This is a genomic window from Lacinutrix sp. (assembly GCF_023299985.1).
Lineage (GTDB): Bacteria > Bacteroidota > Bacteroidia > Flavobacteriales > Flavobacteriaceae > Lacinutrix.
Window position 1 is genome coordinate 1 of the sequence record NZ_JALZVX010000005.1, and the last position, 14,341, is coordinate 14,341.

The following is a 14,341-nucleotide window of genomic DNA, read 5'->3' on the forward strand; positions in this document are numbered from 1 at the left end:
GCACCACCACCACAGCTAGATAATATTGCTGCTGAAAATACCGAAAACAAAAGTGTTTTATTTATTAGTTTCATGTTATAAATGTTTAGTTGTTATATTATAGATTAAAAATGTCTTTGCTTGAAAAAGTGTCTTTTAAGCGCACTCCTTTTTCTGTTTGTTGCACAGTAATTAACTCATTATGTGCATCGTGTTCCAAAAATAAGTAATAATTATTGTCTGCGGCTAAATTTAGGAATTTTTCTTTTTCGTCTAATGTCAATAAAGGCCTTGTGTCGTAGCCCATTACAAAAGGAATTGGAAGGTGACCAACGGTTGGTAATAAATCTGCCATAAAGCAAATAGTTTTACCTTTATAGTTAATCATTGGTATCATTTGCTTTTCGGTATGTCCATTAGCAAAAAAAATATCAAAGCCTAAGGCTGAGTTTTTTAGAATGTCTTCAGAATTATTTTTAGGAAGTTCTGTAAACTTTAAATGTCCACTCTCTTCCATTGGCATTATATTCTCTTTTAAAAATGAAGCCACCTCTCGACGATTAGGTTGTGTTGCCCATTGCCAATGTTTTTGATTACTCCAAAAATGCGCATTTTTAAAAGCAGGTTCTAAAAGTGTTCTGTCTTTGTTATATTGAATAGATCCTCCACAGTGGTCGAAGTGAAGATGCGTCATAAAAACATCTGTAATATCATCGCGATGAAAACCATATTTTGCTAGAGAAGTATCTATAGTATCGTCTCCCCAAAGATGGTAGTAGCCATAAAACTTTTCGCTTTGCTTGTTACCCATTCCTGTGTCTATTAGTATAAGACGATTACCATCTTCTATTAATAAACAACGTGCAGCAATATCTATCATGTTATTACTATCTGCAGGATTGGTTCGCGTCCATAGTGATTTTGGCACAACACCAAACATAGCACCACCATCTAGCTTAAAATTTCCAGCGTTTATAGGATATAAATTCATAGTTGCAAATTATGAAAAACTATGTAATAGTAGGTAAATGTTAAGTTTTTATTAAGAAACCACCTGCTGTAAGCGTTTTCCAAAGTCGTAAAGTGCCTTTATTTCTTTTATACTTGCTAGACGTTCACGACCAAAAATTAGTAAATCGTGACCATTAGATTCTACATGATAATATGGGTTGCTTTCAAAGAAATGAGTGATTTCATCTGTAAAAAACTCCTGAATAGCGTTAGTGTCTTCTCCAAGTAAATAGAACCTTTTAGAGAAATCTGTATGGTTTTTAATAGGAATGTCTTTAAAGCCAGCAAAAGCATATACTTTTTCTAAAAAGCCTTCACGATCTAAAGTAAATTCTGGAATGCTTTTATGTAGTTTTATATGAAGCATCGTCGAACGAATAACTTCTTTAGCTATAAATTCACCTTCGGAAAACTCGATATCGAAAGCATTTATTGTTTCGTTTTCGGTTGCTAATTGGTTGTAGATATAATTAATTTTTTTTGTTCTAAAAAACAGAAAACTATCCAAAAAATGGGTCTCTCTTTCTTTTTTCTGCACGTAATTTAATTGATAATCTTTTGCTAATTCCTCGATTGTGGTTTGACGACGCGTTAAACTGTTTTTAATAACATTAGGAACAGGTAATAAGCGACGTAATGCAAATGGGTGTTTAGAATCTGTGTCGTGCAAATCGAGCCCAAGCACTTCAAAATGACCACCTCTTTTTGTAAACAACTCTTGATAATTATTAAGGTTTTCCATTACTGTATGATCCACAAATTTACATAACGAAAAATCCACAATTACATCTTCGGTTTCTGGAACAGCATCAATTTTAGATTTTAATTTATAGAAATTTAAAAAGCTGCAAAAATGCTTCACACTTACATAATAATTACGGTCTTCTTGAAACATTAAAACGTTTGGCTTCATTAAGTTTCTTGCAAAAAGAGAAAAGCTTTTATTAATAATAATATGAAGCACAAAAGTGATAATAACACCAGATAAAATACCTTGTATAAGTCCAATGGTTAGCGTCACTAATAAGGTTACAAAAAAGATAATAAGTTGCTCTTTACCTATTCTAAAAATTTTCTTTATGTTTTCTGGAGAGGCTAATTTATAACCTGTATATACTAAAATAGCCATTAAAGCAGGTAAAGGAATTCTAGTTAACTGTGTGCTAAAAAGCGCAATAAAAATAATTAAAAAAGTAGCATGAAAAAAGTTTGAAGACCTATTAGTACCACCATTATTAACATTTACAGAACTTCTTGCAATAACCGTTACAACATTTAAGCCTCCTAAAAACCCACTACCAACAGTTGCCAAACCAAGCGCTTTTAAATCTCGATTAACATTACTTCTTCTTTTTTCTGGATCAAGTTTATCGACTGCTTTTATACTTAATAAAGATTCTATACTTGCAATTAATGTTAAAGAAACAACACCTAACCAAAAAGAGAGAGATCCAATTTTACTAAAACTTACGGTTGGTAACTCTGAAATAATTTGATCAAAAGCAGGTATTCCAGAAATCATATAATCAGCCGCAATTGGGTTGGGTTGTTTAAGTACAAGTTCAAAATAATAACTAAACCCTATTGAGAGTAGTACTATCCACATTGGAGCTGGAATAAGTTGTAAGTACTTATTTCTAATTTTAGAATAAAACAACATAATTATTAGGCTAATAACACCTGCTAACATAGCAAAAGTTAAGCCTTGATTATTATAACTAAAAGCAGAAATTATTGTGTTTGGAATTTCTAACAGATAAGAAATATTGTCTGTAGTAATACGGTTTCCCATCATGATATGAAACTGTTTCCCAAGAATAATAAGACCAATTGCTGCTAGCATACCTTGTATTGCAGAGGATGGAAAAAAGTCTGCTAATTTACCAAGTCTTAAAAAGCCTAAAATTAATAGTAACGCACCAGAGCAAATAATAGCAGCATAGGCACTTTCTATACCTAGAGTTCCAATTACAGCTAGAAGAACACCAACTAAACCATTTCCAGGTCCAGCAATGGTAACATTACTTCCACCTAAAATAGAAACTAAAACACCACCAACAACAGCAGCAATTACACCTGCAATTGGAGGTGCCTCACTAGCCATTGCTAAACCTAAACCTAGAGGTAAAGCAATAAGACTTACTACAAAACCAGAAAAAATGTTTTTTGGTAATGTTTGAAAAAATGTTTTTATGTTATTCTTTTTTTGGCTCATTGAATAATTAAAACATCGGTTGGTAATTCAGTTAAAATATGCTCGATATCGTGTGGGAATAAGCGATCCCAAAAGGTCATTTTTGTTGGTGCATTCATTACTAATAAATCGGCTCTTGCAATTTGAGCGTAATGTCCAATAGAATAACCTTGAGTTCCAAAAATTGGCTGAGATTTTACAACTATATTTTGAGTAAATGCTTCAGGAATATGCTCTATTACGTGGTTTATTCTCGAACGTTCACGGTTTCTAAGACGTTCTTTTACAATTTGTGTTTTTCTAAGTGATTTATCATCATCAACATTAACAGTGATCTCGTTTTGTTTAATTTCTTCAACAATGGTTAGTTTTTCGGCTTTTAATTTTAAACCAATATAAAAAGCAGTTTCTATTGTTTGCTCTGTTTTTGGGTCTTCTAAGCCGTTAACAACAATATGCTGACAAGGTAAACGCTCTATCGACGGATTGATTAGTAAAAGTAAAGAGCATTTGGCTTTTCTAGTAATTTTTCGTGCAATAGAACCAACATAATAGGTAAATAATTTTTCTCTTTTTGCTGCACCAATAATTAATAAATCTACTTTTTTTTCTTCAGAAGCACTTAAAATTACATCAACTGGATCTCCAGGTTTAAAAATCACCTCATATTCTAAATGGTCTTTTTTAAACGTGTTTAAAATTTTTTCTAAGGTTTCTGTTTTGTCTTCAGACTCGTTTCCAACATGAATTAAAACTAATTTACATTCAAAAAACAACGCTAATCGCGAAGCCTCATAAAGATTTGCTTTAAGATTTGGAGAAAAGGCAATACCTATACCTATGGTTTTAAACGGTTTTTGAATCACTTATAAAAAATTTCTAAAAAAAGTGAAGATAGTATTTTTTGATATTACAAAACAAGTCTTTAAGAATTGTTAATAGTATGTGAAAAATGCTTTAATTGTAATTAACTTTAATTTTTTGTAATAACATTATTAATATGGTAGAATTAGGAGGCATTATAATATTAGGAATATTGGCACAATGGGTTGCATGGAAGTTTAAAATTCCAGCTATTTTACCCTTAATACTTATTGGGCTATTAGTTGGTCCAATTGCTGCAGAGTTTTTAAGTGAAGATGGTACTAAATGGATTGAACCTATATGGAATGGAGAAGAAGGGCTATTTCCAGGAGAAAGTTTATTTTATTTTGTGTCTTTAGCCATTAGTATTATACTTTTTGAAGGCGGATTAACACTTAAAATGAGCGAAATAAAAAATGTAGGACCAGTTATAACAAAGTTAATTTCTTTAGGCTCTATAGTTACATTTTTTGGCGCTGCTGTTGCTGCACATTTTAGTTTTGACTTGAGTTGGGAGATTTCATTTTTATTTTCTGGGCTTATTATTGTTACTGGACCAACAGTAATTACGCCTATTTTAAGAAACATTCCGCTAAAAAAAGACATATCTACAGTATTAAAATGGGAAGGCATATTAATTGATCCAATTGGAGCATTAGTTGCCGTATTGGTTTTCGAGTTTATAAGTGTAGATGGAGGTGGAGAATTTACAAAAACAGCTTTAATAGAGTTTGGAAAAATTGTGTTGTTTGGCGCGACTTTTGGGTTCACTTTTGCACATGCTATGAATTTTATTATTAATAAAAAATTAGTACCACACTACCTATTAAATGTATTTGCTCTTGCAGCAGTTTTAGGTGTTTTTGTATTGTCTGATACTTTTGCACACGAATCTGGTTTACTAGCAGTTGTGGTTATGGGAATGGTTTTAGGAAACTCAAATTCTCCTTATTTAAAAGAACTTCTTTATTTTAAAGAGTCCTTGAGTATTCTATTAATCTCTATCTTATTTATTCTCTTAGCAGCTAATATTAACATGGAAGAATTGTACTTAATTTACAGTTGGAAAACAGCTGTGCTTTTTGCTGCTGTTGTTTTTATTATTCGTCCAATAGGTGTTTTCTTAAGTACACATGGATCAACATTAAAACTTAAAGAGAAAATTTTTATTAGTTGGGTTGGACCTCGAGGAATTGTAGCAGCAGGTATTGCTTCTTTATTTGGTTTAAAACTAGCTAAAGAAGGTGTTCCAGGAGCAGAATATATAACGCCTTTGGTGTTTATGATTGTTTTAGGAACGGTATTATTAAATGCTACAACAGCACGATTTTTTGCCAAAATAGTAGGTGTGTTTTTAACTAAATCTGACGGTATTTTAATAGTTGGCGCCTCTAAAGTGTCTCGTTTAATTGGACACTATTTAGAATCTAATGGAAGACATGTGGTGTTAATAGATAGTAATCAAGGTAATATTGATAAAGCCAAAGAACTCGGTCTAGAAGCAATAAATACTAACATTTATTCAGACACTTTAATGGATAATATAGAACTAAACGATGTTGGTTATTTAATGGCCTTAACAGGAAGTAACGACATTAATAAATACGCTATTAATAAGTTTAGTAAGCAGTTTGGTGAAAACGGTTCGTTTAGACTAGTATCTGTAGATGAAATGAGAGATAGTAATAACAATCCAAAAGAAGGTTTATTCTCTCATACAGATGACTACACAACACTTACTAATCTTACTAGAAAATTTCCAAGTATTCAAGAAATTGAGTTAAAAGATAAGTCGCATTATGAAAGCTTAATAGAGCTATCTAATAATGATAAAGAGATTATTCCATTATTTCTTAAAAATGAAGCTTCCGAAATCCAAATTATTTCATCTTACAATAAAGACATCGAAGCAGTAGGTGAAAACTGGCACTTAGTGTATTTAGGAAAACCTTTTGATGTTGAAGAGGTTGCTAACGAAGAAGTATAATCAATGGATAGTAAGCTTAAAGAATTACTTACCAAGAAAGCTAAGAAATTAGAAAGAAAACGCAAAGCTGTTTTTTTATGGGCTAAGTTTTATAAAATAGTAATAGCGCCATTAAAAGCGATATTAAGAGCTGGTTGTTTTATTTTAGGTATAGCGTGTGTAATTTTCCCACCAATACTATTTTACTTAATAATTTGTGGAGTTGCTTATATTCTTTTAGAAATTATTAATAACCCACTTTTGGTATATAGAGATAATTTAAAAAAAAGAATTTTACCAGATATTTACAAAGAACTAAATCCAACGGTTACTTATTATTCGTCGGCAATAAACAGAGAAATTATTAAGGAAAGCCTTTTGTTTAATCAGTCTTTTTTTAATAGTAAAATCCATATTGAAGGAGACGACTATATTAATGGTACTATTAATAATACTGAGTTTATAGCAAATGATATTGAGATTTTTAACGAAGTAGTGGACTACTCAAAAACAATTGGAGGCTGTTTATTTTCAATTGTATTATTTCCAATATTTATAGTAAGAAATCTATTTGCAGATTATGCTCACGAAGAAGAACTTCCGTTTTTAGGAGTTATAAAAAAGAAAGTTATAATACACAAAGGCCTTTTTATAAAAGCATCACTACCTATTCATTTTTTTGGAAAGTCAATACTACTACCAAAAAAAGAGAGTGATAGTAAGGCTTTAACCTCTGCTTTTGCTCAAGAACCAATAGCTGTTTCAGATTCATTTATTAACACAAATTATTCTATTTATAGTTCTAATAAAAATGAAATAAACACAGTATTAACCCAAAAAAGAATAGACCTAATTAAAGCAATCCACACTCAAGAGAAAAGCTTACCTACTGTAACTGCTGTTAACCAAGAGTTATACCTGTTTATACCTAGAAAGACAGATTTATTTAAAGTAAATATTTATAATAAAATAAAAGGCATCTCTTTTTTCGATTCTTTTTTAGAGGACATAAACTATATCAATACTATTATATCTAAAATAAATTAAATGAGTAACACAAATAGTTTAAGAATAGATTATTCTAAATACCAAGTAGATGAGGTTACAGAAACTATTGCAAATGCAATCTTTTTTCCTGTATATATAAGTAAGGTTTTAGTTACTAATTTGGTTGTTTTATGGCTGTTGTTAACAGTAATATGTTTTTTTATAGACAATACATTTCTAAGTATTGTGTATTGGTTTTTAGCTTTTATTATCTCTATTCCATCACTATTATTATTTTCAATTGTGAGACTATTTAGCACCATAAAAAATGATATAGATAAAGTGTTTAAAATAACTTTAGAAACTTCTAAACATGTTTATAAAGATGCAGGCTTAATAAAGCAACAGCGCCAAGAAAACCTACCATTAAAGGCTATGTTTTCAGATGTTTTTAAAGGAGTAGCCATGTATGTTATTAGGCCGTCTTTAAAAAAAGTACTAAAAAAACGTATTAGTTTTTTTGCTTTACCATTAACTTTTTTAATAGATCTTATTTTTAAAAAAACGATTATAAAATAGCCTCTAGACGTTGAGGTTAATTTAGATAATGAAGACCATATTGTGTTAAAAGATAATACCAAATTAGATAAAATAAATAAAGGCAGCGAAAAAACAACATCTGTTGCTTTTACTGTTGTTAAGTTTCCGTTTAGATTGGCTCTAGTAATTTATGGGTTAGTTAATTACATTTTAATTTACTCACTTTATTTGTTGTTTAGGTAATTGTTTAAGTTGCGTTTTTGTAAACGCTAATTTTAGATTTTAACACCAATAAATTGAGAGCGGTCAAAATGTGTTTAAATTATTACTATATTTCACTTTCTTTATTATTTTAACATAACTGTTTTATATTTTTAAAAAGATGTCCTTATCTAAATTTGATTCTTTTAGACAAAAATTAATGCCAAAGCTCACGCATGACATTGGTAAATCTCATTTTAAAAAAAAGGTAAAAGGAACAAAAAAAACCAAAATAACTAAGGTTTTAATTTGCCGTCCCAATCAAAGACTTGGTAATATGCTTTTAATCACGCCTTTACTTCAAGAATTAACAACAACTTTTCCGGATTGTACAATAGACCTTATTGTTAAAGGTGGAGTAGCTAAGCCTGTTTTCCAAGAATATAAAAATGTAAATGAGATAATTATATTACCAAGAAAACCTTTTAAAGAGTTGTTTAAATATTTAAAAATATTTTTTTCGGTTAAAATAAAAAAGTACGATTTGGTAGTAAGTGGAGATAAAAAATCATCATCTGGAAGAATTTTAACTTATTTGTCTAATGCTAAATATAAAGTTTTTGGCACACTAGAAAAAGAAGCAGAAGATAATGAAGAAGATTATTATCACATGGCTAAAAATAATGTGTATTTATTAAGATATTATTTACAGCAAATTGGTTATCCAATTAGTACAGTTGCTGTTCCTGTTCTAGATTTAAAACTTACTGAAAGTGAAATTTTAAATGGGAAAAACATTTTAGATAATTTGATCACTAATACATCTAAAAAAACAATTTTACTCTTTACGTTTGCTACAGGAAATAAATGTTATTCAAAAAAATGGTGGAGTTCTTTTTACGGAGCACTAACAGAAAAATTTGGAGAGACCTATAATTTTTTAGAAGTTTTACCTGTAGAAAATGTGTCTCAAATAGATTTTAAAGCAGGTTCTTATTATAGTAAAGACATTAGAGAAATTGCAGCAGTTATTGCAAATGCAGCGTTATTTATTGGAGGTGATGGAGGCGTTATGCATTTGGCAGCCGCTACAAAAACAACAACAATAGGTTTGTTTTCTGTAACTCCAACGCATAAATACACGCCTTATGGCAATAAAAATGGTTTTATAGACACTAAAACAGGTACAGTGGAAGATTATATGCTAACTATAGAAAGAAAGTTATAATACTAAATACCATAAATATTTATTCTTGTAAATGCAAGAGTCTTTTAATCATTCAACTTTAAAACAGCCATAAACGCTTGTTGAGGTATTTCTACATTACCAACTTGACGCATACGTTTTTTACCTTTTTTCTGTTTTTCTAAAAGTTTACGCTTACGCGAAATATCTCCACCATAACATTTTGCAGTTACATCTTTACGTACTGCTTTTACAGTTTCTCTAGCTATAATTTTAGCTCCAATTGCTGCTTGAATTGGGATATCGAATTGTTGACGCGGAATTAATTCCTTTAACTTCGCAGTCATTTTTTTACCAATATTATGTGCATTATCTGCATGAATTAATGCAGAAAGAGCATCGACAGGTTGAGAATTTAATAAGACATCTAAACGCACTAATTTTGATGCTTTCATTCCAATTGGTGAGTAATCAAAAGAAGCGTAGCCTTTAGAAACTGTTTTAAGTCTATCGTAAAAATCGAAAACAATTTCTGCTAAAGGCATTTCGAAAGTTAATTCAACACGAACAGGTGTTAAATAGGTTTGATGCGTAATCATACCACGTTTCTCTATACACAAACTCATAACGTTACCAACAAAATCCGACTTTGTAATTATTGTAGCCTTAATAAACGGTTCTTCAACACGATTAATCATTGTTGGATCTGGTAAATCACTTGGGTTGTTTACTATAAAAGGTGTTTCTGGATCTTTATTTGTGAAGGCGTAGTATGATACGTTTGGTACAGTAGTAATAACCGTCATATCAAACTCACGTTCTAAACGCTCTTGTATAATTTCCATGTGAAGCATTCCAAGGAAACCACAACGGAAACCAAAACCTAAAGCCGCAGAGCTTTCTGGTTGAAACACTAAAGAAGCATCGTTTAACTGAAGCTTTTCCATAGAGTTTCTAAGCTCTTCGTAATCTTCTGTGTCAACTGGATAAATACCAGCAAAAACCATTGGTTTTACATCTTCAAAACCATCTACAATATTTGTAGTTGGATTGGCAAAATCTGTAATAGTATCACCTACTTTTACTTCCTTAGCCGTTTTAATTCCTGTAATTAAATACCCAACATCACCAGCTTTTACACTTTTTTTAGCGACTTGAGTCAGTTTTAAAGTACCAACTTCGTCTGCAAAATAGTCGTTACCTGTAGCGACAAATTTAATTTTTTGTCCCTTTTTAATTTCACCATTAAAAACTCTAAAATAAGTTTCAATACCTCTAAAAGTATTATAAACCGAATCGAAAATTAAAGCTTGTAAAGGTGCTTCTGGATCTCCTTTTGGAGCAGGAACACGCTTAATAATAGCTTCTAAAATATTTTCTACACCAAAACCAGTTTTTCCGCTGGCATGAATAACTTCTTCTGCTTCACAACCTAAAAGATCTACAATATCATCTGTTACTTCTTCTGGGTTTGCACTAGGCAAATCGACTTTATTAAGCACTGGAATAATTTCTAAATCATTTTCAAGTGCTAAATATAAATTTGAAATCGTTTGAGCTTGAATACTTTGTGCAGCATCTACAATTAACAAAGCGCCTTCACAAGCTGCAATAGAACGAGACACTTCGTAAGAAAAATCTACATGACCAGGCGTATCTATTAAATTTAAAACATACTCTTGTCCTTCGTAAGTGTATTCCATTTGGATAGCATGCGACTTAATGGTAATACCACGTTCGCGTTCCAAATCCATACTATCTAAAAGTTGCGCTTGTTGTTCACGAGCAGTTACAGAGCCTGTAGCATCGAGTAAACGATCGGCAAGTGTACTTTTTCCGTGGTCAATATGTGCAATAATGCAAAAATTTCTAATGTGCTTCATAGTCTGTAGGCCCTAAATAATAAAGAGAGTGCAAATATAAGGCATTTATTGGCGGTTTTTTTAGTTTTTATTTAGAATACAAACAGCTAAAATTTACGGTTTTTACCGTAATAAAAACTAAAAAAAAGTTATTATCTTGCTTATTAGTTAATAATATACATGAAACACGTTTTATCCCTCATTATTTTTCTTTTTTCTTCGGAAATTATAGCACAGCAATTCACCATTTCTGGTGTCATTGTAGATGAGCAGAATAATGCTATTCCTTATGCAAATGTACTTCTTTTTGACAATGAAGAAACCATAATTACAGGTACAACCTCCTTAGAAAACGGAAGCTTTAGTTTTGATAATTTTGAAACAAATACTTATACTTTAAAAGTTTCTTATATTGGATTTGAAGCTTTTACTGAAACATTTCAGCTTTCATCTAATAAAACATTTAAAGCTATTGTTTTAAAAGAGAACTCTCAAACTCTTGGCGAAGTCACAATAACAGCAACCAAACCAACCCTAAAAAAACAAGCAGACCGTTTGGTTTTTAATGTTGCAAATTCAGCTTTAAGTGAAGGTAATATTTTAGAAGTATTAAAAAGCACACCTGGTGTTTTAATTCTTGGTGATGCCATTACAGTAAAAAATAGTACGCCATCGGTTTATATAAATGATAAAAAAGTAAACCTTTCTGCTGGAGAAATCACTCAACTTTTAGAAAACTCTCCTGCAAACACCATAAAAAAAGTTGAAGTTATTACCAATCCACCAGCAAAATATGATGCAGAAAGTGGTACGGTTTTAAACATTGTAATGAGTAGAAATTTAATTACTGGTTATCGTGGAAATGTTTTTAGTAACTATACACAAGGTGTTTTTCCTAGATATAATACAGGTATTAATCAGTTTTATAAAACGAAAAAAATTAATTTGAATTTAAATTACAGTTTTACAAAAAGTAAAATTAATAGAGAGAACTATGATCGTGTTAATTATTTAGACAACTCTGGTAATTTAAACCAAAGATGGCAAACTATTAACGACCGTAACACGACTTCTAATACACATAATGTTAACTTAAATTTTGATTATTTTATAGATGATAGTAGTACCTTAAGTTTTTCATCTAACGCTTTATTAGTTCCAGATTTCGATTATAGAATTAATGGTAAAACTTTAGTTACAGACAACTCAAACCAGGAACTTTTTAATTTTAACTCTCTAAATCATTCTCAAGACGATAAAAACAATATTGGTTTCGATTTAGATTTTGTACACAAATTTAAAAACAAAGGAAAATTAGCAACTAATATACACTACACAAATTACGATTACCAAAGAAACCAAAGTGTAAATAGTGATTATTTTTTACCTAATAGTGTTAATAATTTTAGTACAGCTTTTTTAACAGACAGCAATCAAGATACAGAAATTTTTACTTCGCAATTAGACTATACTTTACCTTTAAATGAAAGCTCTGACCTTGCCTTGGGTTTAAAAACATCTATTATTGAGACTAGTAGTAATATTTCACAATTTGATGTTAACCAAAACACAGGAGCCTTAGATTTTAATACTGCTAACTCTAATGCTTACGACTACAACGAAGACATTTTTGCAGCTTATGCAAGTTATAATAAATCTTGGGATAAGTGGAGTTTTACAGGCGGATTAAGAGTAGAGCAAACTAATGTGGATGGTCTATCTGTGGCAGATAATATTATAAACACTCAAGATTATTTTGAGGTATTCCCAACGTTAAACCTAAGTCATCAACTATCAGAAAACACAAGTATTTATACTAATTATAAGCGCAGTATTTCTAGACCTAGTTATCAATTATTAAACCCGTTTAATTTCTTTTTAAACGATAACACAGTGGTTACTGGAAACCCACTTTTACTACCAACATTTACAAATAAGTATTTATTAGGGACAGGATTGTACGATTTTTTAACCGTAGAGATATTCTATAAAGCAAATACCGATGCTATTTACGAAGTACCTATTCAAGATAATAACACCAACATTATTGCGTTTACTCCAACAAATATTAATACCTCTAACGAATACGGATTAGATATTGAGTTTTATTATAATTTATCAAACAGGTGGTTTCTATATTTAGCAAATTCTTTATCAAATACAGATGAAACTTTAATAGTAGATAATACAGAAATTAACTTAGGTAGATGGTATAATTATTCTATTTTTAGTACTGATTATTCGTTTTTAAAAGACAATAGTTTGTCTGTAAATCTAGCAATGACTAGAGTTGGAAAAAATATTAATGGTTTACAAACCTTTGAAGCGGTTTTGTTTTCAGATTTATCAATAAAAAAGACACTACTTAATAAAAAAGCAACAGTTTCATTAGCGGTTTCAGATATTTTTAACCAACAAGATTATGGTATTACTAATAGGTATAACCTTCAAGACAGTTTTAGTTTTACAGACCAAGACAAACGTTACATAAAACTAGGTTTTAGTTACAAGTTTGGTAATACTACCTTAGAGACTAATGAGAGAACAAAGGAACTAAAAGAACGTGATCGTTTGGAGAAGTAATAAAATCGCGTCACCTCGAGTGATTTGTGAAGCATGAGCAAATTGTATCGAGAAGCGTTTAAAAACCTATATAATATTCCTTTTTATAATCAATTCTTAATCCACCCACTCAGCAATAAACAAATTAGTATCTCGTCCACCACCATTATTTCTATTAGATGAAAAAGCAAGCTTTTTACCATCGTTAGAAAACACAGGAAAAGCATCAAAAGTTTCACCATGCGTTACACGCTCAAGATTTTTACCATCAATATCTATTAAGTATAAATTAAACGGAAAACCACGCTCAGCCTCAAAGTTAGAAGAGAATAATATTTTCTTTCCAGAAGGATGAAAAAACGGACTCCAATTAGCATTTCCTAAATCGGTTAATTGGCGCAAATCGCTACCATCTGCATTGCAAATGTATAGTTCCATATCTGTTGGTTCAACTAATCCTTCAGCTAATAAATCTTTATACTCTTTAATTTCTTTTTCCGTTTTTGGTCTCGAAGAACGAAAGATAATTTTAGTTCCATCTGGAGAGAAAAACGCACCACCATCGTAACCTAACTCATCTGTAATTTGCTTAACATCACTACCATCAAGATTCATGGTGTATAATTCTAAATCACCACTTCTGGTAGAAGTAAACACAATTTTATCACCTATTGGAGATACGGTTGGCTCAGCATCGTAACCTTTTTCGTTTGTTAATTGGTTTACAATATTTCCTTCTAAATCTGCAACAAAAATATCGAACGTATCATAAACTGGCCAAATATACTTTCCGTTTTTACGCAAAGGCGTATCAGGACAATTTTCGTCTGCTAAATGTGTAGAAGCATAAATAATATGTTTGTTATCTGGCATAAAGTAAGAACATGTTGTACGTCCTTTTCCTGTGCTTACCATTGGTGGCACTGTACCATTAAAAGTCTCGTCTGCATTCATTAAAAACATCTGGTCGCAGCTAACATTCCATTTTT

10 protein-coding genes are annotated in these 14,341 nt (G+C 30.8%); 5 read left to right on the forward strand and 5 right to left on the reverse strand.

All coding sequences use genetic code 11. From position 1 onward, the window contains the following. Positions 1-97: 97 nt before the first annotated feature. Genes Q0C58_RS00495 through Q0C58_RS00505 form a run of 3 tightly spaced genes read right to left on the reverse strand, consistent with a single transcriptional unit; the run spans position 98 to position 4,050 of the window. A complete protein-coding gene (locus Q0C58_RS00495; RefSeq protein WP_290696292.1) occupies positions 98-970 on the reverse strand; it encodes an MBL fold metallo-hydrolase in 873 nt (290 codons plus the stop codon). Between the two features lie 51 nt (positions 971-1,021). Next, on the reverse strand, positions 1,022-3,205 hold the full coding sequence (locus Q0C58_RS00500) for a SulP family inorganic anion transporter (protein ID WP_290696294.1): 2,184 nt from the start codon (positions 3,203-3,205) through the stop codon (positions 1,022-1,024). Further along, entirely contained in the window at positions 3,202-4,050 is an 849-nt protein-coding gene (locus Q0C58_RS00505) for a universal stress protein (RefSeq protein WP_290696296.1), read from the reverse strand. The genes Q0C58_RS00500 and Q0C58_RS00505 overlap by 4 nt, the downstream gene beginning before the upstream one ends. 134 nt (positions 4,051-4,184) lie before the next feature. Here Q0C58_RS00505 and Q0C58_RS00510 point away from each other — a divergent pair, with 134 nt between their 5' ends. From Q0C58_RS00510 to Q0C58_RS00525, 4 genes are all read left to right on the forward strand, one after another. Then, complete coding sequence (locus Q0C58_RS00510; protein WP_290696298.1) at positions 4,185-6,035, forward strand: sodium:proton antiporter; 1,851 nt, start codon at positions 4,185-4,187, stop codon at positions 6,033-6,035. A gap of 3 nt (positions 6,036-6,038) precedes the next feature. Further along, complete coding sequence (locus tag Q0C58_RS00515; protein WP_290696300.1) at positions 6,039-7,061, forward strand: DUF3137 domain-containing protein; 1,023 nt, start codon at positions 6,039-6,041, stop codon at positions 7,059-7,061. Further along, the gene (locus Q0C58_RS00520; protein ID WP_290696302.1) at positions 7,062-7,580 is read left to right on the forward strand and encodes a hypothetical protein; all 519 of its coding nucleotides are present in this window, start codon (positions 7,062-7,064) and stop codon (positions 7,578-7,580) included. A 343-nt stretch (positions 7,581-7,923) separates the two neighbouring features. Further along, entirely contained in the window at positions 7,924-8,970 is a 1,047-nt protein-coding gene (locus tag Q0C58_RS00525; protein ID WP_290696304.1) for a glycosyltransferase family 9 protein, read from the forward strand. Positions 8,971-9,014: 44 nt separating this feature from the next. On the opposite strand, the gene lepA is transcribed toward Q0C58_RS00525, so the two are convergent. Continuing rightward, positions 9,015-10,811: a translation elongation factor 4 gene (gene lepA / locus Q0C58_RS00530; protein ID WP_290696306.1), complete on the reverse strand. Its 1,797-nt coding sequence runs from the start codon at positions 10,809-10,811 to the stop codon at positions 9,015-9,017. A gap of 159 nt (positions 10,812-10,970) precedes the next feature. Between lepA and Q0C58_RS00535 the strand changes: the two genes are divergently transcribed. Next, on the forward strand, positions 10,971-13,373 hold the full coding sequence (locus tag Q0C58_RS00535; RefSeq protein WP_290696308.1) for an outer membrane beta-barrel family protein: 2,403 nt from the start codon (positions 10,971-10,973) through the stop codon (positions 13,371-13,373). 96 nt (positions 13,374-13,469) lie between these two features. Here Q0C58_RS00535 and Q0C58_RS00540 read toward each other — a convergent pair. Continuing rightward, the coding region (locus Q0C58_RS00540) for a hypothetical protein (RefSeq protein ID WP_290696310.1) at positions 13,470-14,341 on the reverse strand (872 nt) is incomplete at its 5' end.

Excerpts from the sequence above, each read along its gene's own strand:
- Q0C58_RS00525 (WP_290696304.1), top strand. The coding sequence starts at position 7,924 with ATGTCCTTATCTAAATTTGATTCTTTTAGACAAAAATTAATGCCAAAG.
- Q0C58_RS00520 (WP_290696302.1), top strand. The coding sequence starts at position 7,062 with ATGAGTAACACAAATAGTTTAAGAATAGATTATTCTAAATACCAAGTA.
- Q0C58_RS00495 (WP_290696292.1), bottom strand. The coding sequence starts at position 970 with ATGAATTTATATCCTATAAACGCTGGAAATTTTAAGCTAGATGGTGGT.
- lepA (WP_290696306.1), bottom strand. The coding sequence starts at position 10,811 with ATGAAGCACATTAGAAATTTTTGCATTATTGCACATATTGACCACGGA.
- Q0C58_RS00500 (WP_290696294.1), bottom strand. The coding sequence starts at position 3,205 with ATGAGCCAAAAAAAGAATAACATAAAAACATTTTTTCAAACATTACCA.
- Q0C58_RS00535 (WP_290696308.1), top strand. The coding sequence starts at position 10,971 with ATGAAACACGTTTTATCCCTCATTATTTTTCTTTTTTCTTCGGAAATT.
- Q0C58_RS00515 (WP_290696300.1), top strand. The coding sequence starts at position 6,039 with ATGGATAGTAAGCTTAAAGAATTACTTACCAAGAAAGCTAAGAAATTA.
- Q0C58_RS00510 (WP_290696298.1), top strand. The coding sequence starts at position 4,185 with ATGGTAGAATTAGGAGGCATTATAATATTAGGAATATTGGCACAATGG.